The organism is Zafaria sp. Z1313, from assembly GCF_050563205.1.
In the GTDB taxonomy this organism is placed as follows: Bacteria; Actinomycetota; Actinomycetes; order Actinomycetales; family Micrococcaceae; genus JAZDCJ01.
On record NZ_JBNWUK010000001.1, the window covers coordinates 580,846 to 603,233 of the forward strand.

Here is a 22,388-nt window from a genome sequence, read left to right on the forward strand (position 1 = left end):
CCCTTCTTGCGTGTTGTGCCCGTGAAGGCTCGGTGTGCCGGACGAACCGGCGGTGGACCTAGGCGCCCTGGCCCTCGGCCGTGCGGGCGGTGATGTAGGCGGTGGCGCCGTTGATGCGCACGACCGTGCCGTAGTTGCCGGGCTCGAGCGGGGCGTCGTCCTCGGTGCGGGCGCTCCAGGTCTCGCCGCCGATCTTCGCGCGTCCGGCCATGCGGGACGTGGGCTCGAGGACGAGGGCGTCCTGACCCAGCAGGCGGTCGACGTTGGTGCGGAGAGTGGCCGGAGCCTTGCGCAGATGCCTCATGGCGATGGGCCGGACGAGCAGGATCATGAGCAGCGAGACGACGCAGAACACCACGGCCTGCAGCCAGAACGGACCGCCGGCCAGCGCCACGACGACGCCACCGAGCGCGCCGGCGCTGAGCATGAGGAAATAGAGATCGAGGGCCATCATCTCGATGATCGCCAGGATCAGGAACAGCGCGAGCCAGAAGACCCACCCGTTGGCGACGATCCAATCAATCATGTGTGTCCACCGCATTGCTTCCGGGAGGGCACGGACCGCCCTCGTTGCCTCCATCTTGCCTGATGGGACCGCGAACCGTAGTCACCCCTGAGGACGATGTTGGGATCCGGCGTCCTTCGCGAAGGCCTGGAGGCGGAACGCGGCGGTCACCGACTCCGGCACGCCGTGGGCGGCGCGCTCGGCGAAGACGGCGGCGTCGGCGTGGTGGCCGGCGGGACCCATGAGCGCGAGCCGGGCGGCGTCGGCCTCGTCGAGGCGGAGGGTGAAGCGCACTTCCCGCACCCCGGTCTGCGTCCATCCCGGGCCGAGTCCCCCGGCCACGGACGCCTCCTTGTCCGGGGCGATCCCCAGCAGCCCGAGCGGTTCGGCCGCTTCGCGGAGGTGCCCGGGGAGCGGGGTGACGACGAGCAGCGTGCCGTCGTCGGCGAGGACGCGGTGGAACTCGGCACCGTTGCGCGGGGCGAAGACGTTCAGTAGCAGGTCCGCGCCGCCGTCCGGCAGCGGCAGCCTGCGCCAGACGTCCCAGACGAGCGCCCGGACCCCCTCGAGCCGGGCGGCGCGGCGCATGGCGTAGCGGGAGATGTCCAGGGCGACGCCCGACGCCGGGCGCCCGGCCTGCGCCGCGGGGTCGTCCCCGTCCCGGACCAGCTCCGCGGGGGAGGGGCCGGACCCTGGCCGGGCTCCGGCGTCGTGCCCGGCCGGAGCCGCGAGGGAGGGGCCGGACCCTGCCCGGGCTTCGGCGGCGTCTCCGTCCTGCGTGCCCGACCGCAGGGCCGACAGGACGGCCCCGAGGTAGTAGCCCGTCCCGGCGCCGGCGTCCAGGACGCGCACGGCGCGCTCCGGGTCGAGGCGCCCGGCGGCCCGGAGCGCCTCCCCGGCCAGCGCCCGCGCGAGCGGCGCGTAGTGGCCCGCCGCGAGGAAGCCGGCCCGTGCCGCGACCATGTCCGCCGTGTCCTCCGTGAAGCCCGTGCCGCGGCCCGTCAGCAGGTTGACGTAGCCCTGCTTCGCGGCGTCGAAGCGGTGGCCTCCGCCGCACGCGAGCGAGCGACCCGCCGCGCCCGTGGACGCGAGCGGCCGGGCGCAGAGGGGGCACAGCAGCTCGATGCCGGGGCGGTGGTCCGGGGTCATGGATCATTTCCTTCAATGGACGTTTCAGATAGGCTCGCGCTGTGAAACCGACGCAGCTTGAACTGATGACCACTGTATCCGCGCCGAGCATCAGCCCCGACGGCACGCGCGCCGTGCTGGCGGCCTCGCGGCCCAGCTTCGCCGCGGACGCCGAGACCGGACAGTTGTGGGCCGTCGACCTCGTCGGCGACGAGGCGCCGCGCCGGCTCACCCGCGGAACGCGCGACGCGGCGCCGCAGTACTCGCCGGATGGAACGCGGATCGTGTTCCTACGCCCCGACGCGAAGGGCCGCCCGCAGCTCGCGGTCGTCGACGCGCGCGGTGGCGAGCCCCGCATCCTCACCGACCGCCACCTCGGCGTCTCCGGCTTCGCCTGCTCCCCGGACGGGCGCCACGTGGCCTTCGCGAGCCGCACGCCCGACGCCGGCCGCTACGGAAGCACCGACGGCGTGGGGGCCGGCGCCGAGGATCCGCGGCGGATCACGGGCTTCAAGTACCGCGGCAACGGGATCGGCTTCACCCGGGACAAGGTCCAGTCCCTGTACCTCATGGAGCTTCCCCCGCTGAACGAGGAGCCGTACATCGAGCCCGTCGGCCGGGCCAAGGAGGCCCCGGCCGACGCCGGAGCCGACGCCGGGGCGTCCGCCGGGGTGGACGGCACCGGAGAAGGCGCCGCCGAGGCGGCGGACGCCGCCTCCCACCAGGGATCCCGGCCGGCCCGCCGCGGCCTGCCCGCCTATACGGCGCTGACGGACGGGGAACGCGACGCCTCCGGGCCGTGCTTCTCGCCCGACGGCCGCCACGTCTACTTCAACGCCGCCCTGCATCCCGGCGCCGACGCGGACCTGCGCTCCATGGTCCACCGCGTCGCGGTCGCGGACCCCGGGGCCGGAACCGAGCCCGTCGCCGGCGAGCCCGACGGGAGCTTCGCCTATTCGACGCCGGCGTTCTCCCGCGACGGCCGCCACCTGTACCTGCTCGGCGAGGAGCTCGGCCCCGACGGCCGCGACTTCGTGGCCCGGCAGGCCGGCGTGTTCGTGCTCCCTGCCGACGCGGCCGGACCCGGCACGGAGCCCCGCCTGCTCACGGACCTCGAGACGGCCGACTACGGCGACGTCCAGTCCGGCCTGGTCCCGCACGGGGACGCGGACGTCCTGGCGTTCGCGCGCGTGCGCGGCAGCGGTGAGCTGCACCGCCTCTCCGCCGACGGGACGGTGGAGGTCCTCGTGGCAGGGGAGGTCCTCGTGACCGGCGCCGCGGAGGCGGCCGGCACCGTCGTCGTCTCCCATGCCACCCCGCGCAGCCCGGGCGAGCTCGGCGTGCTGCGCGGCGGCAAGCTCGAGCCCGTGACCGACTTCGCCGCCGCGCTGCGGGAGCGGACGCGCATCGCGCCGCCGCGCGAACTCGTCGTCGAGGGCCCGGACGGCTACCCCGTGCACGGCTGGCTCCACCTGCCCGAGGGCGACGGGCCCCACCCCGTCCTCCTGAACATCCACGGCGGCCCGTTCGCGTCCTACGGCTGGTCCTACTTCGACGAGGCGCAGGTCTATGCCGAGGCCGGCTACGCCGTCCTGCAGTGCAACCCGCGGGGCAGCGCCGGCTACGGCCGTCCCCACGGCCTGGCGATCAAGGAGGCCATGGGGACGGTCGACCTGCAGGACGTCCTGGCGTTCCTCGACGGCGCGATCGCGGCCGAGCCGCGCCTCGACGGCGCCCGGACCGGCGTGCTCGGCGGCTCCTACGGCGGATACCTCACGGCGTGGACGATCGCCCACGAGCACCGCTTCGCCGCCGCGGTCGTCGAGCGAGGCTTCCTGGATCCGCTGAGCTTCATCGGATCGAGCGACATCGGCTGGTTCTTCAGCGAGGCCTACACCGGCTCCGATCCCGCGCACACGCTGACCCAGAGCCCGCTCGCCGTCGCGTCCCAGGTCCGCACGCCCACCCTCGTGCTGCACTCGGAGGAGGACTACCGGTGCCCGCTCGAGCAGGCCCAGCGGTACTACGTCGAGCTGCTGCGCCACGGCGTCGAGACGGAATTCCTGCTCTTCCCGGGGGAGGACCACGAGCTCTCGCGCAGCGGGACCCCGTGGCACCGGCGCCAGCGCTTCGAGGCGATCCTGGAGTGGTTCGGGAGGTACCTGCCCGTCTCCTAGGAGGCCCCGGCGTCGTCCTCGGCGACCCGCAGCGCGAAGCCGAGCCCGCGCGCCGCGGCGTCCGGGCGCGGTTCCTGCCAGCGGGCCGCGTAGGCCTCCGAGGTGCACAGGCTGCGGCTCACGGCCCGGTCGATGTAGACCGTGCCGTCCAGGTGGTCGGCCTCGTGCTGGAAGATCCGCGCGGGCCAGCCGCGCAGGGACCGGACGACGCCGGTGCCGTCCGGACCCGTGTACCTCGCCTCGATCTCCTCGGGGCGTTCGACGACCGCCGTGAAGCCGGCGAAGGACAGGCAGCCCTCGAAGTGGGACGAAGTGCGGGCGCCCACGGCCGAGTAGCCGGGGTTGACGGCCGCGAAGTACTCGAGCGGAGTCCTCCCGCGCGCCTCGGCCGTCGCCGGGTCGACCGGGAAGAGGTCCTCCATCACGGCCAACCGCAGGGGCAGCCCCAGCTGGGGAGCCGCGAGCCCCACGCCGGGGGCGGCGTGCATCACCTTCCGCATGGTCGCCAGCAGGCGCCCGAGCAGTTCGTCGCCGAGCTGGCCCGAGTAGTCCAGGGCCCGGGCGCGCAGGACCGGGTGGCCCAGCTGGACGATCCCGGGCAGGGAACCCGTCTCCGCCTCGGCACGGGTCAGCCTCTCGGCGAGGTCCACGAGGCGGTCCGGCGTGAAGTCGTCCTCGGCGGGGGAGTGCGGCATGGTCTCCTGGGTTCCTGTGTGCTGATGGGGGAGCAGTGGGGCTGCTAGCGGCCGGCGGCGGCCGCTCGGGCCGGGGCGGCGAGGGCGGACAGGCGGCTGAACAGGCGTGCGGCGTCGGCCGGCGGGATCAGGGATCCGGCCTCCTCGAAGGACCCGCCGCCGATCAGGTCCAGGCGGACGTCGCGCTCGTACAGCACGTCCACGACGTTGCCGAAGCGGCGTAGCGCGTACGGCGTCAGCCGGTCCAGGGGCGGGACGGAGTCGACGACCCAGTGCCGGGAGTCCTCCGCGAGGCGCAGGTAATCCATGGGGGCCGTCGGGGCCCCGCAGAGGGCGTCGAAGCGGAACCACAGCTGCCCGTCCGCCGCCCGGAGCGCCTCGATGTCCTGGGTCGTCGGCCGCAGGATCCGGCGTTCGGCGGGCGACGGCGGGACCAGCCCCGCCGTTCCGGGCCCGTCCCCGACGGGGTCCGGCCAATGGGTTCCCGACGAGAATCCCGCGGCGCGCGTGGACGGCCGCACCGCACGGTAGTCGGTCGGCCCGGCGATCTCGACGACCTGCATCTGGGCGCGGATCAGCGCGATGGCCGGCTCGGCGAGATGGTGGAAGTACTCATCGGGGAGCAGCTGCTCCGGCGCGTAGTTGGAGGTCGCCACGAGCAGGATCCGTTCCTCGACGATGCGCTTGAGCAGCCGGGTCAAGAGCATGGCGTCGCCGGGGTCGTTGCAGTGGAACTCGTCGAAGCAGAGCAGCCGGGTCCCCGCGAGCATGGTCCCGAGGGCCTCGTCGATCGCGCTGCCCCGCCGCTCGGCGGCCCCGCGGCCGGCTCCGCGCTCCGCCGCGCGGGACGCCTCGCCCGCGGCGTGGACGCGGCCGTGGAGCTCCCGGAAGAAGGCGTGGAAGTGGACCCGGCGCTTGCCCTGGACGGGGACGGCGTCGAAGAAGGCGTCGGCGAGCCACGTCTTGCCCCGCCCGGGCGGCCCCCAGAGGTAGACGTGGCCGGGCGGGCCCGAGGGCCGGTCGAGGCTGCCGGCGGCGCGGGCGAGCAGTCCGGCCGCGGAGAGCTGGGCGGGATCGAGGACGAGCCCGTGGTCCCGGGCCGCTCGACCGATGCCGCGCCGGGTCCGGGCGGCCGCAGTCAGCCGGCGCCACGGCAGCGGGAACCGTGTCCCTGCCGCGGACCCCCGTGGGGCCACTAGCCGCGTCCGGCCATGGTGGCGATGTCGACCTCGTTGCCTTCCGGATCCGCGAGCGTCCACCACTCCGGCGCGTGCTCGTCGTTGACGATCCGCCCGCCCGCGTCCACGGCCGCCGCGATGCGGGCCTCGGCCACGTCGTGGGCCACGCACACGTCGACGTGGATGCGGTTGCGCTGCGGGCGCTCGCGGACCATCTGCTGGAACCAGAGCGAGGGCTCGCGGCCGTCGGGATCGGCCAGCTCGTCGTCCGCGACGCGCCGGTAGCCGAGCACGGCCTCCCAGAACGGCAGGACCGCGGGGATGTCGAGCGCGTCGAGGGCGAGCTGGACCGTCTGGACCTCGGCCGGGTCCGCCTCGATGGCGAGGTCGCGGGCCGCCGCCGAGATCGCCCGGGCCAGCTCCACGTCCCGCCCGCTCAGCCCACCGACGTCGTGCGAGAGCAGATTGACCGTGAGTGACCCGTAGCGGAGGTCGAGGTCGGGGTGATGGTTGGCGGCCTCGGCGAGCCGGCCGATCTCGTCCACGAGGGCGAGGCCGCGCGCGAACGAGCCGGTGGCGAACCGGGCGCCGGCGCCGCCGAAGACGACGCGCCACTCGGAGACGCCGTCGGAATCGTGGAACTGCCGGGCCGTGATGCGTGCGCTCATGGGGCCAACGTTACGCCTCCGGGCCGCCCGCGGGCCACGGCGGGTCCCCCAGGGTGGAGGCGGTCGACGCCGGACAGGACGCCCGGCCGCGCGCTGGACAGCCCGGGGGACCGGTGGAACGATCAGGAGAGCCATGAACACCGCGTCTGTTTCCCCCGCCTTGGGCGACCTCGTCCTGCTGCGCCGCGTCCGCGACAGGATCGACCGCGAGTACGCCCGCCCGCTCGATGTCGAGGCCCTGGCTCGCGGCGTCCACATGTCCGCCGGGCACCTGAGCCGGCAGTTCCGCCGGGCCTACGGCGAGCCGCCCTACCGCTACCTCATGACGCGGCGCATCGAGCGGGCCATGACGCTGTTGCGCCGCGGCGACGTGGGCGTCACCGAGGCGTGCTTCGAGGTGGGATTCTCCTCGCTGGGCACCTTCAGCACCCGCTTTTCCGAGCTCGTCGGCATGCCGCCGAGCGAGTACCGTGCCGCGGCGGCCGGCCCGGGGGAGGGGATCCCCGGCTGCGTGGCCAAGGTCGTGGCGAGACCGGTCAGGAATCAAGAAGGGCGCCCCGCGGCATCACCCCTAGGATGACGGACATGGACATCAACATTCACTCGAGTTTCCTCCCGCACGAGGACCCGGAGGCGTCGCTCGCCTTCTACCGCGACCTGCTCGGTTTCGAGGTCCGCCTCGACGTCGGCTACGAGGACATGCGCTGGATCACGATCGGGCCGGCCGGGCAGCCGGACACGTCGATCGTGCTCACCCCGCCCGCCGTGGATCCGGGGATCTCCGACGAGGAGCGCCGGGTCGTCGCCGAGATGATGGCCAAGGGGACGTTCGCCGCCGTCGTCCTCTCCACGCCGGACCTCGACGCGCTCTTCGAGAAGGTGGAGGCGAGCGGCGCCGACATCATGCAGGAGCCCCTCGACCAGCCCTACGGCGTCCGCGACTGCGCCTTCCGCGACCCGGCCGGGAACACCGTCCGCGTCCAGGAGCGCCGATGAGCGCGGCCCCCGAGACGGCCCGGGAGGACACGGCGCTCGCCGCGGACCAGCACGACCTCATCCGGGTCCAGGGGGCCTCGGAGAACAACCTCAAGAACGTCAGCGTCGACCTGCCGAAGCGCCGGCTCACCGTCTTCACCGGGGTCTCGGGCTCGGGCAAGAGCTCGCTCGTGTTCGGCACGATCGCGGCCGAATCGCAGCGGCTCATCAACGAGACCTACAGCGCGTTCGTCCAGGGGTTCATGCCGACGCTGGCCCGCCCCGAGGTGGATCACCTCGAGGGGCTCACGACGGCGATCATCGTGGACCAGGAGCGCATGGGGGCCAACCCGCGCTCCACGGTGGGCACGGTGACGGACGCCAACGCGATGCTGCGCATCCTCTTCAGCCGGCTCGGCGAACCGCACATCGGCGGGCCCGGGGCGTTCTCCTTCAACGTGCCCTCCGTCAAGGCCAGCGGGGCGATCACGGTCGAGCGCGGCAACAAGACCAAGGCCGAGAAGGCGACGTTCAACCGGCTCGGCGGCATGTGCCCGCGTTGCGAGGGCACGGGGTCCGTCAAGGACTTCGACCTCACGGCCCTCTACGACGGCTCCAAGTCGCTGTCCGGCGGCGCCCTCACCGTCCCCGGGTACTCCATGGACGGCTGGTACGGACGGATCTTCGGTGGCTCCGGGTACTTCGACATGGACAAGCCCGTGGAGAAGTTCACGAAGAAGGAGCTGCACGACCTTCTGTACCGCGAGCCGACGAAGATCAAGGTCGAGGGCATCAACCTCACCTACGAGGGCCTGATCCCGAAGATCCAGAAGTCGATGCTCTCCAAGGACCCGGAGGCCATGCAGCCGCACATCCGGGCCTTCGTCGAGCGCGCGGTCACGTTCGGCACGTGCCCGGAGTGCGACGGCACGAGGCTGGCCGCGGAGGCCAGGTCATCGATGGTCAACGGCAGGAACATCGCCGACGCGTGCGCGCTGCAGATCACCGACCTGGCCGAATGGGTGCGGGGGATCGACGAGCCCTCCGTCGCGCCCCTGCTCAAGGGCCTGCAGCACCTGCTCGACGCGTTCACCGAGATCGGCCTCGGCTACCTGTCTCTGGACCGCCCGTCCGGCACGTTGTCCGGGGGAGAAGCCCAGCGGACCAAGATGATCCGCCACCTCGGTTCCTCGCTGACCGACGTCACCTACGTCTTCGACGAGCCGACGATCGGCCTGCACCCGCACGACATCGAGCGGATGAACACGCTTCTGCTGCAGTTGCGGGACAAGGGGAACACCGTGCTGGTCGTCGAGCACAAGCCGGAGGCGATCGCGATCGCGGACCACGTCGTCGACCTCGGCCCGGGCGCCGGGACGGGCGGCGGCACGGTGTGCTTCGAGGGCACCGTCGAGGGGCTCCGGTCCAGCGGTACGACGACGGGGCGCCACCTCGACGACCGCGCGTCGCTCAAGGGGGCCCTCAGGCAGGCGACGGGAGCGCTTGAGGTGCGTGGGGCGTCGACGCACAACCTCCGTGGGGTCGATGTCGACGTGCCGCTCGGCGTGCTCTGCGTCGTCACCGGTGTCGCGGGCTCCGGCAAGAGCTCGCTCATCCACGGCTCCGTGGCCGGCCGCGAGGGCGTCGTGGTGATCGACCAGGGTGCCATCCGCGGCTCGCGGCGCAGCAACCCGGCCACGTACACCGGGCTGCTCGAGCCCGTCCGGAAGGCGTTCGCGAAGGCCAACGGGGTCAAGCCGGCGCTCTTCAGCTCCAATTCGGAGGGCGCCTGCCCGACGTGCAACGGCGCGGGCGTGATCTTCACCGAGCTCGGGGTCATGGCGACGGTCGAGTCCACGTGCGAGGACTGCGAGGGCCGGCGTTTCCAGGCGTCCGTCCTCGAGTACACGCTGGCCGGGAAGAACATCGCCGAGGTCCTGGCGTTGCCGGTGGCCGAGGCGGAGGCGTTCTTCGGCGAGGGGGAGGCCCGCACCCCGGCGGCCCACAAGATCCTGGGCCGGCTCGCCGACGTCGGTCTCGGGTACCTGACCCTGGGGCAGCCGCTCACGACGCTCTCCGGCGGCGAGCGCCAGCGTCTCAAGCTCGCCACGCAGATGGGCGAGAAGGGCGACGTCTACGTCCTGGACGAGCCGACCACGGGACTGCACCTGGCCGACGTCGAACAGCTTCTCGGGCTGCTGGACCGGCTCGTGGACTCGGGCAAGTCGGTCATCGTGATCGAGCACCACCAGGCCGTCATGGCTCATGCCGACTGGATCATCGATCTGGGACCCGGTGCCGGGCACGACGGCGGATCGGTGGTCTTCGAGGGCACGCCGGCGGATCTCGTCGCCGACGGGACCACGCTCACGGGCAGGTACCTGGCCGCCTACGTCGGCGCTTGAGAAGGACGGCGCGGCACGGAAGACGCGTCCTTGCCGCGCCACCGTCCCGCATTCGGCCCCGCCCTCTCCGGCACGGTCGGCTAAACGCCGATAACGTACATTATGTCAAGTCATCGCAGGATCGGTGCTCAGAGTGAAGCGTCCTCCGTCCTCCGGCGCATCGCCGCGCCGATCGGTCACTCCTTGGGCGCGGCGGACGCGTCGACGCAGACGACTCCCCGATTGCCGTCCTGATCGGCGATCACCGTGAGCCAAGGCGCCTTGGAGTCGTCGACCACCGTTCCGCCAGCGGCGACCGCTGCGTCGATCCGTGTCTCGGCTACCTCGGGCGCCACGTAGACCTCCACGTGGAAACGCTGGTCGGCCGGGTCCCGATCGCCGGCTTCTCCGAACCACAGATTCGGAACTCGCCCCGTGGCATCGCGCACCTCGTCACTGGGCGAGCCGTGGCCCTGGGACGAGGCGTGCCCGGTCAACAAGGCCGCCCAAACGGGAGCGATCGTGGCGGAGTGCGCGGTGTCGAGGCCGAGCTCGACGACGCTGACCGAGGCCGGGTCGGCGGCAAGTGCGTGGTCGGCGGCGATCCGGGCAATCGTCCGTGCCAGGCCGACGTCCTTCGCGGTGACCCACTCGACGACGTGTTCGATGCCGGCGTCGTCGCGGTAGACCGCGTCCTCGCTGATCAGCTTGAGATCCACGTACCCCGGCCCGAGTGACACGTGCGGGTGGTGCCCGGCAGCGTCCCCCGCCTCACCGACCGCCGTGATGAACCGGGCGCCCGCGCCGAAGCCGTGGACCAGATAGCGCGCGTGGAGTCCCTGGGCCAGCTTGCGCCAATCGGCGAGCCCGGCCGCCGCGATCTGAGCACCCGTCAGCATGTCCATGGACGCGGAGCCTATCCCAGACGCGGCCAAAGCGCTCCCCCGGCCTGCTCCCCTGTCCAGGACTCGCAGACCGCTGCCATTCCCGGAACCGGAAGCGAGTCAAGTTTCCTTGACTTCTCAGTCCAGACGGATCTAAGCTGTCAAGTGTACTTGACTTAAACTTAAGGAGGGGCCGCCCATGGAACGGCAACGACAACCCGCAGCCGACTACCGGCGCTCGAACCGGGCCGCCCTCCGGCTGGCCGCCTGGACCCTGGCCTGGCTCGCGAGCTTCGCGGTGGCGCGTTTCGGCCCCGCGTCGTGGTGGGACCCGCAGGAACACGCGGCCGCGAGCTGGACCGCCGTCGCGGCCAACGCGCTCATCGGCGCAGGATGGATCCTCGCCTTCACGCGCTTCCTAGGGCACTCGACGAGCTGCAGCGCAAGATCATGCTCGACGCGCTCGCGGTGACCCTCGGCATCGGCTGGGTCCTCGGCTTCGCCTACTTCGTCGCCGACGCCGCCGGCCTCGTGCCGTACGACGTCAACGTAGCGGTCTTCCCCGCGCTCCTCGGCGTCGTCTACCTGCTGGCCTTCGTCGTGGGGAACGTGAGGTACCGGTGAGGAACCGCGTCGCCGAGCTGCGGAGCGCGCGCTCCTGGACGCAGGCCGACCTCGCGCAGCGCGTCGGCGTGTCCCGCCAGTCGGTCAACGCGATCGAGAAGGGCAAGTTCGATCCGAGCCTGCCGGTGGCCTTCCGCCTGGCCAGGCTGTTCGGGCTCGCGATCGAGGAGGTCTTCACCGACGACGAGGCCGACGGCCGCTAGCCCCCGGTGCTCAGGCCGCTCCCCCGTGGACGAGCAGGCAGCCGATGCCCGTGCAGGCGCAGGCCCACATGACGCTGGCGAACGTGCCGAGGATGAAGCGCTCCGCCGCTCCGTCCTTGCCGAGCTCCGAATAGCGACCGAGCCCCTTGACCGCCAGGACGACGGCGAGGCCCTCCGGCCACCCGGCCCAGAGCGTCGCGGCGATCGCCGTGCGCTCGAGGATCCCGATCCAGAGTCCGCCGCGCAGCACGAGCTCGCCCTGTCCCTCCGCCTGTGCCGCCTGGGTGGTCGTGACGGCTTCGCGCCGGTACGACATGCGGATGATGGCCACGGTCACCGGACCCCCGCCGGCCGCGGCGGCCACGACGGCGATCGGCGCCGCCAGCGCGGTCGGAACCACCTCGGCCGCGGCAAGCGCCGCGGCGGCGGCCCCGGCGAGCAGCAGGACCTGCCCCAAGGCCGTGGCGAGCAGGAAGCGGCCTCCGGGGCCCCGGGCCGTCCGCCGGTTCTGGGGCAGTCCGCTCAGGCCGGCGAGCAGCAGAAGGGCGAGCGCGAGGACGGCCATGGCCTCATTCTCCCCCGTCCGGGGCATCCAACGCGTGCAGCGCCTCGGCGGCGTGGCGCTCGAGCCGGCGGCATTGCTGCCACAGCCCGGAGGCGAGCCGGCTGGAGACCGCCTGCTGCGAGACGCCGAGCAGGCCGGCGGCCTCCTTCTGCGACCGCCCGCCGGCCACGAGCAGCCCGGCCTCCTGCGAGGCCGGGCTGCGCCGGGCGTCGACGCCGGCGATGAGCTGCAGCTCGGCCTCGACGCGCTCGATCCGTGGATCCCGGGCGTTCAGCGCGAGCGATCCCGGCGAGGACTTGGCGCGTTCGACGGCGTCGCGGGCGAGTTCGAAGGCCTCGCCGGCCCCGGCCCGCGTCTGCCGCGGAAGGGGCAGGCGCACGGAGCCGACGCCGACGCCGATGCTCCACTCCCCCGTCGCCGCGACATCGAGGACGAGCGCCGCCACGCCGCGTCCGTCGTCGAACACGCCCTGCAGTTCGTCCCCCGCGGTGCGCTCGAAGGGGCGCACGGGGGAATACTCGCGGTTGAGCCGCTCCACGAGCCCGTCGACGAGGTCGGGCTTGCGGCGCGAGGCGCGCTGGTCGATCGTCACGACGTACATGCCTACAAGGCTAGAACATTGTTGACTGATAAACAAGGCGTAAACCTTGTTGCCGTCGGGGCCGACGATGCTCCCGGACCTAGACTGGATCCCATGCGTTCCGACCGCCTGTGGATCCCCCTGCTCGCCCTCGACGCCGCCCTCGTCCTCGTCTTCGCCGTCCTCGGGCGGGCCCAGCACGAGCACGGGCTGAGCCCGGCGGGTATCGCGTCGACCGCGGCGCCATTCCTTGCCGCCCTCGTGCTCGCCTCGGCGGCGACCAGGATCCGGTCCACGCACTCCAGGCTGTTCCCCGCGGGAGTCCTCGTCTGGGTGGGCACGGTCGGCCTCGGACTGCTGCTGCGCGTCGCCTTCGGCGCGACCGCCGCGGTCCCCTTCATCATCGTCGCGTCCGCGTCGCTCGCGGTCCTCCTGCTGGGGCGGCGCCTGCTCAGCGCGGCGCTGCTCCGGCGTCGTAATGTGCCAGCGGGGCGGGCGTGAATTAGGCTCGACGGGACAGCGAAGCAGCGGCGCCGACGCCGCTCCGCACAGACCCGGAAGGACAGGGACCATGATCACGGCATTCGTCATGATTCAGACGCAGGCGGACAGGATCCCCGAATCGGCCCAGGAGATCTCCGAGATCGAGGGCATCAGCGAGGTCTACTCCGTGGCCGGGGACTGGGACCTGATCGCCGTCGCGCGCGTGAAGCGGCACGAGGACCTCGCCGACGTCATCGCCGACCGGCTGTCGAAGATCCCCGGCGTGCAGGAGACCTCGACCCACATCGCGTTCCGCTCCTACTCCCAGCACGACCTCGACGCCGCGTTCTCGCTCGGCCTCGATTCCTGACCCCGCCGCCCTTCCGGGCGGATCGGCAGGGCCCGCACCCCCGGAGGGTGCGGGCCCTTTCCGCGTCCGGGACGCCGGTGCGGGTCCGGGAACGACGCCGGGGCCCGGCCGGGGAGCGTCCGTTCCGGCAAGGCGCGGCCGCTCAGGCGCGCTGGGTGGCGCCCGCCCAGCGGTCCAGGACGGAGGCGGCGGCGCCGGAGTCGATGGATTCCTCCGCGCGGGCCGCGGCCCGGGACAGGCGTGCGGCGAGCGGTTCTCCGGCGTCGGCGTCGAGGGCCACCAGTCCGCCCGCGGCATTGAGGACGACGGCGTCGCGCACCGGGCCGCGCCGGCCGCCGAGGACGTCGCGGACCACCTGGGCGTTGTGCGCCGCGTCCCCGCCCCGCAGGTCCTCGAGCGTCGCGCGGTCTAGCCCCAGATCCGTGGCGTCGAGCACCTGTTCGGACACGTGGCCGCCGCGGACCTCCCAGATCCGGTTCGGGGCCGTCGTCGTCAGCTCGTCGAGGCCGTCGTCGCCGCGGAAGACCAGCGCGCGGACGCCGCGCGCCGCCAGGACGCCGGCCATGAGCGGCGCCATCCGGGCGTCGGCGCAGCCGATCGCCGAGGCGGTGGGACGGGACGGATTGGTCAGGGGGCCCATGAAGTTGAAGGCCGTCGCCACCCCGAGCTCGCGGCGCGGCACCGCCGCGTAGCGCATCGAGGGGTGGAAGACCTGGGCGAAGCAGAAGACGATCCCCGCCTGCTCGAGGATCCCGGGCATCGCCTCGACCGGGACGTCCAGGCGCACGCCGAGGGCCTCCAGGACGTCGGCCGATCCGGAGGAGCTGGAGGCGGCGCGGTTGCCGTGCTTGACGATGCGGGCCCCCGCGCCGGCGGCGACGAGTGCGGCCATCGACGAGATGTTCACGGTGTTGTGGCGGTCGCCGCCCGTTCCGACGATGTCGAGCTTGTCCCCGGGCAGCGCAAGGGGCCGTGCGTTGGCCAACATGGCCTCGACCAGGCCCGCGAGTTCGGCGACGGTCTCCCCCTTCGAACGGAGGGCGACGAGGAACCCGGCGATCTGCGCGTCGCTCGCGTTCCCCTCCATGATCTCGCCCATGGCCCAGGCCGCGTCGGCGGTCTCGAGGTCCCTCCCGGCGATCACCGTGGAGAGCAGCGAGGGCCAGTTGGGGAACTTCCGGGCGGCTGGAATCGTTGACACGCAACAAGGTTATCTACGAATCGTAGAAACTCGGGAATTGTTTCTCCCGCGGGATTCCGCGGAACTTGGGCCTGACCGGCCCGAAAACGGGCGACTCGGGGCCCGATGCATTGGTGCCCCCGGCACTTTTGTAGACATAATGGCTCTGTGACAACTGCGACTCATGCCCTCAATGCCCCGGCACACCCCGTGCCGAACCGCCCCAACATGGTGTCGGTGGGAACCGTCGTCTGGCTTGCCAGCGAGCTGATGTTCTTCGCCGCGCTCTTCGCCATGTACTTCACGCTCCGTGCCGCGGCACCGGAGATGTGGGCGACGGAAACCGCGAAGCTCAACGTTCCGTTCGCGCTGATCAACACGATCATCCTCGTCTCGAGCTCCTTCACGTGCCAGTTCGGCGTGTTCGCGGCCGAGAACCTCCAGCCGCGCCGCACCGGCGGCCTGTTCCAGCTGCGCCGCTGGGGCATGGTCGAGTGGTTCATCCTGACCTTCCTGCTCGGGGCGATCTTCGTCGCCGTGCAGGCCTACGAGTACACCGAGCTGGTGCACCACGGGGTCGCGCTGAACTCCAACGCCTACGGGTCCGCGTTCTACCTGACCACCGGCTTCCACGGACTGCACGTGGCCGGCGGGCTGATCGCCTTCCTGCTGATCATCGGGCGTGCCTACGTCGCCAAGCGCTTCGGACACTTCGAGGCGACCTCGGCGATCGTGACCTCCTACTACTGGCACTTCGTCGACGTCGTCTGGATCGCGCTGTTCGCGATCATCTACTTCCTGAAGTAGCGAAGCAGCCCGGCCCCCGTGGCCGCCACCAGCACCACACCCTTTCCAAGAACTTAGTGAGGAACCATCAAGTGAAGGCTCTTTCGCAGAGGCGCCGGCATCCCCTGGCAGCCGTGGCGCTGCTCCTGATGGGTCTGCTCGTCACAGGCGGACTCTACGCAGCGGCAGGCAGCGTCACCGAGGCCAAGGCGGCCACGACCTACAGCGCCAGCGACATCGAAGAGGGCAACAAGCTCTTCGTGGCCAACTGCGCCACGTGTCACGGCCTGAACGCCGAGGGCACCAACGCCGGGCCGTCGCTCATCGGCGTCGGGGCCGCCTCGGTGGACTTCCAGGTCGGCACGGGCCGCATGCCCATGCAGATGCAGGGCCCGCAGGCCCAGATCAAGCCCGTCCAGTTCGACGACGAACAGACGCAGCAGCTGGCCGCCTTCGTGGCCTCCCTCGGCGCCGGCCCCGCAGTGCCGGGCGACGACCTGCTGGACACCACGCAGGGCGACTCCGCCCGCGGCGGCGAGATCTTCCGCGTCAATTGCGCCATGTGCCACAACGCGGCCGCGGCTGGCGGCGCCCTGACGCGCGGCAAGTTCGCGCCGGGACTGGCCGGCGTCTCCGAGAAGCACATCTACGAGGCCATGGCGACTGGCCCGCAGAACATGCCGGTCTTCAACGACTCCAACCTCACCCCCGAGGACAAGCGCGACGTCATCACCTTCCTCAAGGAAATCGAGGCCCAGGGCTCCCCGGGCGGCGCGAAGCTCGGATCGCTCGGACCGGTTTCGGAGGGCCTCTTCATCTGGACCGCCGGCCTCGGCATCATCATCGCCTTCACGATCTGGCTGACGTCCCGCCCGTCCTAAGCGCCCCGCGGGCCGTGGGCCCGCGGTCATCACCACGTACCTAGCACATTTGAGAAAAAGGATGAGAGACAACATGGGCGACCATAGTCACGGCAGTCCGAACGACCCGGGCACCGTTGCTAAGGCTGGCACGGACACCCTGGAGACGTTCCAGGATCCCGGCCTCCCCCCGCATCGGAAGCGCCTGGCCGATGCGGACCCGCGTGCCGCGCGGCGCGCAGAACGGCAGGTTGCCCTGCTGTTCATCATCTCCATCATCGGCACGCTGTCCTTCTTCATCGCCTACTTCGGCGTCGGACAGACGGAATCGATCAGCGAGCTGCGCACGCAGAACCTGCTGCTCGGCCTCGGGACCACCTTCGCGATGCTCGGCATCGGCGTCGGAATCGTCCACTGGGCGCGGACGCTCATGCCGGATCACGAGATCGCCGAGTCCCGCCACGAGGTGCGCACCGAGGAGGACCGCGCGGATGCCGAGCGCATCATCGGCGAGATCCTCGACGAGTCCGGCATCAAGCGCCGACCGCTGATCCGCAACACACTCATCGGCGCCATCGCCCTCGCGCCGATCCCGGCGGTGTTCATGTTCCGCGACCTGGACCGCACCAAGTCCACGGCCGGCGAGATCGTCGAGCGCCTGCGCCACACGATGTGGGACACCAACGTCCGCCTGACCCGCGACCCTTCCGGCACGCCGATCAAGGCCTCCGACGTCCAGATCGGCTCCGTCTTCCACGTGATCCCCGAGGGGCTCAACGACACCGAGGACCCGCTCAACGAGAAGGCCAAGGCCGTTGTGCTCCTCATGCGCCTGGACCCGGCGGACCTGAACATCTCCCCCGAGCGCGTCGACTGGCACTACAACGGCATCGTCGCCTACTCGAAGATCTGCACCCACGTCGGCTGCCCGGTGGCGCTCTACGAGCAGCACACCCACCACCTGCTCTGCCCCTGCCACCAGTCGACGTTCGACCTCACGCAGGAGTGCAAGGTCATCTTCGGCCCGGCCGGACACGCGCTGCCGCAGCTGCCGATCACCGTCGATTCCGAGGGCTTCCTCGTCGCGCAGAGCGACTTCCATGAACCCGTTGGACCGAGCTACTGGGAGCGTGGCTAACCCATGAGCAGCACAACCGAGTACCGCCCCAAGACCTCCACGGGGCGCATCGCGAACTTCGTCGACCAGCGCGTCGGCGGCTCCTCGATCGTCAAGGAGTTCGGCCGGAAGATCTTCCCGGACCACTGGTCCTTCATGTTCGGCGAGGTGGCGCTGTACACCTTCGTCATCCTCCTGATCTCGGGGACCTTCCTGACGTTCTTCTTCGATCCGTCCATGGCCCACGTGGTCTACAACGGCTCGTACAACCCGCTCAAGGGCGTCGGCATGTCCGTCGCCTACCACACGAGCCTCGACATCACGTTCGACGTCCGTGGCGGCCTCTTCATGCGCCAGGTGCACCACTGGTCCGCCCTGCTCTTCGTCGCGGCCGTCTCGGTGCACATGCTCCGCGTCTTCTTCACGGGCGCGTTCCGCAAGCCGCGCGAACTGAACTGGGTCGTCGGCTGCGTCCTGCTGATCCTCGCCATGGCCGCCGGCTTCACCGGCTACTCGCTCCCCGACGACCTGCTCTCCGGCAACGGTCTGCGGATCATCGACGGCGTCATCAAGGCCCTGCCGATCGTCGGCACGTACATCTCGGCGTTCCTCTTCGGCGGCGAGTTCCCCGGCACGGTGGTCATCAGCCGGCTCTACATGCTGCACATCATGCTGGTCCCGGCATTGATCCTGTTGATGATCGCGATCCACCTGTTCATGGTCGTCGTGCACAAGCACACCCAGTACCCCGGCCCGGGCCGCACCAACGACAACGTCGTGGGCTTCCCCGTGGGCCCGGTGTACGCGGCCAAGGCCGGCGGCTTCTTCTTCATCGTCTTCGGCGTCGTGGCGCTGATCTCGGCGCTGTTCACGATCAACCCGATCTGGAACTACGGCCCGTACGACCCCTCCCCCGTTTCCGCCGGCACGCAGCCGGACTGGTACATCGGCTGGGTCGACGGCGCGCTGCGCCTCATGCCGGGCATGCTCGGCGACTTCAGCTTCGACTGGAACATCCCGTTCCCGTGGGGCACCAACACGCTCGTGATGGGCGTGCTCCTCCCGATGCTCCCGGCGGCCATCCTCATCGGCACGATGATTGTCTGGCCCTGGATCGAGCGCTGGGTGACCAAGGACGACCGCGAATTCCACCTGCTGGACCGCCCGCGTAACGCCCCCACCCGTACGGGCATCGGCGTCGCCGGCGTGATCTGGTACTGCGTCATGTGGGCGGCAGCGAGCTCCGACCTCATTGCGACCCATTTCCACGTGGCGCTCAACGACGTCACCTACTGGCTCCGCGTGCTGTTCTTCCTCGGACCGATCGTCGGCTTCATCGTGACCCGGCGCATCGCCCTGGCGCTGCAGCGCAAGGACCGCGAGATCGTGCTCCATGGCCGCGAGGCCGGCATCATCGAGATGTCCCCGGAGGGCGGCTTCAGCGAGCGGCACGAACAGGTCGACGAGTACAAGCTCTACAAGCTCGTCTCCTTCCAGTCCCCCGAAGTGCTTCCCGCGCAGGCCGATCGTGCCGGACACGTGACTCGCATGGAGAAGACCCGCGGCGCCATCTCGCGCTTCTTCTTCGAGGACCGCGTCGCCCCGGTGACGCCGAAGGAGCTGGCCGAGGCCCACGAGCACCACGCCCACGGCGAGGTCGAGGAAGGCCAGAAGCCCTCCATCGGGCACTAGCCCGCCCGGCGCCCCTGGCGTCCGGCAGGCAACGACACCACGAAGGGACCCCCGGCTACGGCCGGGGGTCCCTTGTCGTCTGGTGCGCGCGAGGCGGTGCGTCGGGTGTTCACGGAGGCCAGGGGAACGGCCTGGCGCCTCCTGGAGGGCGCTAGTCGCGCGTGGAGTCGTAGTAGCGCGGTGGGCGCGTTCCAGGGCGCTGGAGGGGCACCCAGAGCTTGTAGCGGTCGGCCCGGTACAGCGAGACGGAGTAGTCCAGCAGCTCGCGGCGGACGTAGGCGTGGCGCTGGATCTTCAGCAACGGGGCGCCGAGTTCCACGCCGAGGTGCGGCGCGTTGGAACTCGTCGCGGCCGTCGCCTCGATCTGGTCCTCGCCCCACTCCAGCACGAGGCCGTAGCGCTCGTTGAGGGTGTTGTAGAGCGACGTCGGCGGAGGCTCGTCGATCAAGCCCGGCACCTTGTCGGCGGGCAGGTAGTTCTCATCGAGGCTCATGGGGGCCCCGTCGGCGAGCAGGAGCCGGCGGAGGCGGATGACGGGAGTGCCCTCGGTCAGCTCCATCTCGCGCGCGAGGGCGCCGGCGGCCGGGATCTCCTCGAAGCGCAGCACACGCGAGGCCGGGACCATTCCGCGCCGCTGCATCTCCTCCGAGTAGGACGTGAGCTTGACCTGCAGGTCCATCTTGGGCCGGGCGACGAAGGTGCCGACGCCGATGATCCGCTCCAGGACGCCTTCCTCGACGAGCGCGTCGATGGCCTGGCGGACGGTCATGCGGGCGACGCCGAAGAACAGCGTGAGCTCCCGCTCCGACGGAATCGCCTGGCCGGGCCGGCAGACGGCCGTGGCGTGCTCTCGCAGGATGGCCGCGAGTTGCTGGTGCTTCGCCACGGCCGAGGCGGGATCCAAACGACCCGCTATGGAGTCGACGCGGCTACCGGGCACGGCGGGAAGCGTCGCTGAGGGGCATCACTCCCCCATTCTAGGGCGGCGACAGCGCGCCGCGGGCGTCGGCACCGCGGCCCCTTCATCCACGGGCGCGGGCAGGAGGCGGTGTGCCTCCGCGCCGTGCCCCGGCAGGGACGTCGACCCGGGCCCGGGGGCAGGCGGCGGACATGCGAAACGCCGCGGGCGCCGCACCGGTGGTGGTGCGGCGCCCGAGGCGCTGTGATCGTGTCGGAAGGGCCCGTCGGCCCCACCGCTGATCCGGACTAGTGCGCGTGGTCTCCGCGGCTGTACTCGTAGGTCCAGCCGATCACGGCGATCACGGCCAGGCCGGCGCCGATGTACAGGACCCAGAAGCCGACGGCCAGGCCGAGGAAGCCGATCGCTGCGGCGGTGGCCAGGACGATCGGCCACCAGCTCCACGGGGAGAAGGCGCCGACCACGCCGGCGTTCTCGTGGATCTCACCGTCGAGGCGGTCCTCGGGGCGGGGTCCGACGCGGCGGGCCGTGTAGTACAGGTAGAAGCCGATCATCGCGGACAGGCCCGTGACCATGAACAGCGCCGGCATGCCGACCCACTCGTCCCAGTTGGTCATGTACCCGTAGACCAGGGCGACGGGGAGGAAGAAGAAGATGCCACCGAGGAAGAGCCAGGATTCGATCTTCATGCTTACTTGTCCTTCTGGTCGGCCGGACCAAAGACCTTGGCCACGGTGGTCGTCGGCGTGCTGCGGGCTCCCAGCTCGGGGTGGTGCAGGTCCAGCGCGGGACGCTCGGAGCGGATGCGCGGGATGGAGTGGAAGTTGTGCCGCGGCGGCGGGCAGGACGTCGCCCATTCGAGCGAGGCGCCGAAGCCCCACGGATCGTCGACCTCGACCTTCTTGCCGTGGCGGTGCGTGATCCAGACGTTCCAGAAGAACGGGATCATCGACATGCCGAGGACGAAGGCGAACACGGTCGAGAACTGGTTCATCGCGGTGAAGCCGTCCTCAGGCATGTAGTCCGCGTAGCGGCGCGGCATGCCCATGACGCCCAGCCAGTGCTGGATGAGGAACGTTCCGTGGAAGCCGATGAACAGGAGCCAGAAGTGGATCTTGCCGAAGCGCTCGTTGAGCATCTTGCCCGTCCACTTCGGCCACCAGAAGTAGAAGCCGGCGAACATCGCGAACACGACCGTGCCGAAGACGACGTAGTGGAAGTGCGCCACGACGAAGTAGGTGTCGGAGACGTGGAAGTCCAGCGGCGGGGCGGACAGGATGATGCCGGTCAGGCCGCCGAAGAGGAAGGTCGCCATGAAGCCGATGCTCCAGAGCATGGGCGTCTCGAAGGTGATCGAGCCGCGCCACATGGTGCCGATCCAGTTGAAGAACTTCACGCCCGTCGGTACGGCGATCAGCATGGTCATGAAGCCGAAGAACGGCAGCAGGACGGAACCGGTCACGTACATGTGGTGGGCCCACACGGCCACGGAGAGGGCGGCGATGGCGATGGTCGCGAACACCAGGCCCTTGTAGCCGAAGATCGGCTTGCGGCTGAAGACCGGGAAGATCTCCGAGACGATGCCGAAGAACGGCAGGGCGATGATGTAGACCTCGGGGTGGCCGAAGAACCAGAAGAGGTGCTGCCACAGGATCGGGCCACCGGCCTCGGGGTCGAAGATGTGCGCACCGAAGCGCCGGTCGGCGCCGAGGGCGAACAGGGCGGCCGCGAGCGGCGGGAAGGCCATGAGCACCAGGATGCCGGTGATCAGCGTGTTCCACGTGAAGATCGGCATGCGCCACATGGTCATGCCGGGGGCGCGGAGGCAGATGATCGTCGTGATGAAGTTGACCGCGCCGAGGATCGTGCCGAAGCCGGACAGGGCCAGGCCGAAGACCCAGAGGTCGCCGCCGACGCCGGGGCTGAAGGTCGTGTTCGACAGCGGTGCGTAGGCGAACCAGCCGAAGGAGGCCGCGCCCTGCGGGGTGATGTAGCCCGCGACGGCGATCGTGGAGCCGAACAGGAAGAGCCAGAACGCCAGGGCGTTCAGGCGGGGGAAGGCGACGTCGGGGGCGCCGATCTGCAGCGGCATGATGACGTTCGCGAAGCCCGCGAAGAGCGGGGTGGCGAACATGAGCAGCATGATCGTGCCGTGCATCGTGAACAGCTGGTTGTACTGTTCCTTGGTCTGCAGCAGCTGCATGCCGGGCTCGAACAGCTCGGCGCGGATCAACAGCGCCATGACGCCGCCGATGCAGAAGAACATGAACGAGGCGATCAGGTACATGTAGCCGATCGTCTTGTGGTCCGTCGACGTGATCCAGTTGACGATGATGCGGCCCTTGGAGACGGGGACGACGCGCGGGGCGATCTCCCGGGTCTCGTCGGTGGCGTATTCGTAGGTGGTCATGATGC

25 protein-coding genes are annotated in these 22,388 nt (G+C 70.8%); 13 read left to right on the forward strand and 12 right to left on the reverse strand.

The features are described 5' to 3' along the window. Nucleotides 1–58 precede the first annotated feature (58 nt). Entirely contained in the window at nt 59–526 is a 468-nt protein-coding gene (locus ACQ3I4_RS02655) for an NfeD family protein (protein ID WP_329861466.1), read from the reverse strand. An 81-nt stretch (nt 527–607) separates the two neighbouring features. After that, on the reverse strand, nt 608–1,654 hold the full coding sequence (locus ACQ3I4_RS02660; protein ID WP_430632733.1) for a putative RNA methyltransferase: 1,047 nt from the start codon (nt 1,652–1,654) through the stop codon (nt 608–610). 65 nt (nt 1,655–1,719) lie between these two features. On the opposite strand from ACQ3I4_RS02660, the gene ACQ3I4_RS02665 reads away from it, so the two are divergent. Further along, nucleotides 1,720–3,810: a S9 family peptidase gene (locus ACQ3I4_RS02665; RefSeq protein WP_329861462.1), complete on the forward strand. Its 2,091-nt coding sequence runs from the start codon at nt 1,720–1,722 to the stop codon at nt 3,808–3,810. On the opposite strand, the gene ACQ3I4_RS02670 is transcribed toward ACQ3I4_RS02665, so the two are convergent. Genes ACQ3I4_RS02670 through ACQ3I4_RS02680 form a run of 3 tightly spaced genes read right to left on the reverse strand, consistent with a single transcriptional unit; the run spans nt 3,807 to nt 6,351 of the window. Further along, nucleotides 3,807–4,505 carry a peptide deformylase gene (locus ACQ3I4_RS02670; protein ID WP_329861461.1) on the reverse strand — a complete coding sequence of 233 codons (699 nt, stop codon included), beginning with the start codon at nt 4,503–4,505 and terminating at the stop codon, nt 3,807–3,809. The two genes, ACQ3I4_RS02665 and ACQ3I4_RS02670, sit on opposite strands and share 4 nt — an antisense overlap. A gap of 44 nt (nt 4,506–4,549) precedes the next feature. Continuing rightward, nucleotides 4,550–5,701 (reverse strand): cell division protein ZapE, encoded by a 1,152-nt coding sequence (gene zapE / locus ACQ3I4_RS02675; RefSeq protein ID WP_329861459.1) that lies wholly within the window; start codon nt 5,699–5,701, stop codon nt 4,550–4,552. Further along, complete coding sequence (locus ACQ3I4_RS02680; RefSeq protein WP_329861457.1) at nt 5,701–6,351, reverse strand: VOC family protein; 651 nt, start codon at nt 6,349–6,351, stop codon at nt 5,701–5,703. The genes zapE and ACQ3I4_RS02680 overlap by 1 nt, the downstream gene beginning before the upstream one ends. A 133-nt stretch (nt 6,352–6,484) precedes the next feature. Between ACQ3I4_RS02680 and ACQ3I4_RS02685 the strand changes: the two genes are divergently transcribed. The 3 genes from ACQ3I4_RS02685 to ACQ3I4_RS02695 are packed head-to-tail and all read left to right on the forward strand — an operon-like array spanning nt 6,485 to nt 9,731. Next, a complete protein-coding gene (locus ACQ3I4_RS02685; protein WP_329861455.1) occupies nt 6,485–6,931 on the forward strand; it encodes a helix-turn-helix transcriptional regulator in 447 nt (148 codons plus the stop codon). After that, nucleotides 6,928–7,347: a VOC family protein gene (locus ACQ3I4_RS02690; RefSeq protein WP_430632734.1), complete on the forward strand. Its 420-nt coding sequence runs from the start codon at nt 6,928–6,930 to the stop codon at nt 7,345–7,347. The genes ACQ3I4_RS02685 and ACQ3I4_RS02690 overlap by 4 nt, the downstream gene beginning before the upstream one ends. Further along, nucleotides 7,344–9,731, forward strand: coding sequence for an ATP-binding cassette domain-containing protein (locus ACQ3I4_RS02695; protein ID WP_430632735.1), 2,388 nt, complete (start codon nt 7,344–7,346; stop codon nt 9,729–9,731). The genes ACQ3I4_RS02690 and ACQ3I4_RS02695 overlap by 4 nt, the downstream gene beginning before the upstream one ends. A 176-nt stretch (nt 9,732–9,907) precedes the next feature. On the opposite strand, the gene ACQ3I4_RS02700 is transcribed toward ACQ3I4_RS02695, so the two are convergent. Beyond that, nucleotides 9,908–10,615, reverse strand: a complete 708-nt coding sequence (locus ACQ3I4_RS02700) for a VOC family protein (RefSeq protein WP_430632736.1) — start codon at nt 10,613–10,615, stop codon at nt 9,908–9,910. 178 nt (nt 10,616–10,793) lie between these two features. On the opposite strand from ACQ3I4_RS02700, the gene ACQ3I4_RS02705 reads away from it, so the two are divergent. The 3 genes from ACQ3I4_RS02705 to ACQ3I4_RS02715 are packed head-to-tail and all read left to right on the forward strand — an operon-like array spanning nt 10,794 to nt 11,421. Then, on the forward strand, nt 10,794–11,066 hold the full coding sequence (locus ACQ3I4_RS02705) for a hypothetical protein (RefSeq protein WP_329861448.1): 273 nt from the start codon (nt 10,794–10,796) through the stop codon (nt 11,064–11,066). After that, nucleotides 11,045–11,218 (forward strand): hypothetical protein, encoded by a 174-nt coding sequence (locus tag ACQ3I4_RS02710; protein ID WP_329861447.1) that lies wholly within the window; start codon nt 11,045–11,047, stop codon nt 11,216–11,218. Before ACQ3I4_RS02705 ends, ACQ3I4_RS02710 begins: the two co-directional genes overlap by 22 nt. After that, the gene (locus ACQ3I4_RS02715; RefSeq protein WP_329861446.1) at nt 11,215–11,421 is read left to right on the forward strand and encodes a helix-turn-helix transcriptional regulator; all 207 of its coding nucleotides are present in this window, start codon (nt 11,215–11,217) and stop codon (nt 11,419–11,421) included. Before ACQ3I4_RS02710 ends, ACQ3I4_RS02715 begins: the two co-directional genes overlap by 4 nt. Before the next feature lie 10 nt (nt 11,422–11,431). Here the strand turns inward: ACQ3I4_RS02715 and ACQ3I4_RS02720 are convergent, their stop codons facing one another. Together ACQ3I4_RS02720 and ACQ3I4_RS02725 are read right to left on the reverse strand one after the other, a co-directional pair. After that, nucleotides 11,432–11,986 (reverse strand): hypothetical protein, encoded by a 555-nt coding sequence (locus ACQ3I4_RS02720; RefSeq protein WP_329861444.1) that lies wholly within the window; start codon nt 11,984–11,986, stop codon nt 11,432–11,434. Nucleotides 11,987–11,990: 4 nt separating this feature from the next. Further along, nucleotides 11,991–12,587, reverse strand: a complete 597-nt coding sequence (locus ACQ3I4_RS02725) for a hypothetical protein (RefSeq protein WP_329861443.1) — start codon at nt 12,585–12,587, stop codon at nt 11,991–11,993. Nucleotides 12,588–12,680: 93 nt separating this feature from the next. On the opposite strand from ACQ3I4_RS02725, the gene ACQ3I4_RS02730 reads away from it, so the two are divergent. Beyond that, on the forward strand, nt 12,681–13,067 hold the full coding sequence (locus tag ACQ3I4_RS02730) for a DUF3054 domain-containing protein (RefSeq protein WP_329861441.1): 387 nt from the start codon (nt 12,681–12,683) through the stop codon (nt 13,065–13,067). Between the two features lie 70 nt (nt 13,068–13,137). Further along, nucleotides 13,138–13,419 (forward strand): Lrp/AsnC family transcriptional regulator, encoded by a 282-nt coding sequence (locus ACQ3I4_RS02735; protein WP_329861440.1) that lies wholly within the window; start codon nt 13,138–13,140, stop codon nt 13,417–13,419. A gap of 142 nt (nt 13,420–13,561) precedes the next feature. Here ACQ3I4_RS02735 and trpD read toward each other — a convergent pair whose 3' ends face one another. Further along, nucleotides 13,562–14,620 carry an anthranilate phosphoribosyltransferase gene (gene trpD, locus ACQ3I4_RS02740; protein WP_329861438.1) on the reverse strand — a complete coding sequence of 353 codons (1,059 nt, stop codon included), beginning with the start codon at nt 14,618–14,620 and terminating at the stop codon, nt 13,562–13,564. 147 nt (nt 14,621–14,767) lie between these two features. On the opposite strand from trpD, the gene ctaE reads away from it, so the two are divergent. From ctaE to qcrB, 4 genes are all read left to right on the forward strand, one after another. Beyond that, nucleotides 14,768–15,406 carry an aa3-type cytochrome oxidase subunit III gene (ctaE, locus tag ACQ3I4_RS02745; RefSeq protein ID WP_329861436.1) on the forward strand — a complete coding sequence of 213 codons (639 nt, stop codon included), beginning with the start codon at nt 14,768–14,770 and terminating at the stop codon, nt 15,404–15,406. 71 nt (nt 15,407–15,477) lie between these two features. Then, a complete protein-coding gene (gene qcrC / locus ACQ3I4_RS02750; protein WP_329861434.1) occupies nt 15,478–16,266 on the forward strand; it encodes a cytochrome bc1 complex diheme cytochrome c subunit in 789 nt (262 codons plus the stop codon). A gap of 73 nt (nt 16,267–16,339) precedes the next feature. Continuing rightward, complete coding sequence (gene qcrA / locus ACQ3I4_RS02755; RefSeq protein WP_329861433.1) at nt 16,340–17,383, forward strand: cytochrome bc1 complex Rieske iron-sulfur subunit; 1,044 nt, start codon at nt 16,340–16,342, stop codon at nt 17,381–17,383. A gap of 3 nt (nt 17,384–17,386) precedes the next feature. Beyond that, nucleotides 17,387–19,054 (forward strand): cytochrome bc1 complex cytochrome b subunit, encoded by a 1,668-nt coding sequence (gene qcrB, locus ACQ3I4_RS02760; RefSeq protein WP_430632737.1) that lies wholly within the window; start codon nt 17,387–17,389, stop codon nt 19,052–19,054. Nucleotides 19,055–19,205: 151 nt separating this feature from the next. Here qcrB and ACQ3I4_RS02765 read toward each other — a convergent pair whose 3' ends face one another. From ACQ3I4_RS02765 to ctaD, 3 genes are all read right to left on the reverse strand, one after another. Then, complete coding sequence (locus ACQ3I4_RS02765) at nt 19,206–19,994, reverse strand: GntR family transcriptional regulator (protein WP_430632738.1); 789 nt, start codon at nt 19,992–19,994, stop codon at nt 19,206–19,208. Nucleotides 19,995–20,260: 266 nt separating this feature from the next. Beyond that, nucleotides 20,261–20,662, reverse strand: a complete 402-nt coding sequence (locus ACQ3I4_RS02770; RefSeq protein ID WP_329861431.1) for a cytochrome c oxidase subunit 4 — start codon at nt 20,660–20,662, stop codon at nt 20,261–20,263. A 2-nt stretch (nt 20,663–20,664) separates the two neighbouring features. Next, the gene (gene ctaD / locus ACQ3I4_RS02775) at nt 20,665–22,383 is read right to left on the reverse strand and encodes an aa3-type cytochrome oxidase subunit I (RefSeq protein WP_329861429.1); all 1,719 of its coding nucleotides are present in this window, start codon (nt 22,381–22,383) and stop codon (nt 20,665–20,667) included. Nucleotides 22,384–22,388: the final 5 nt, after the last annotated feature.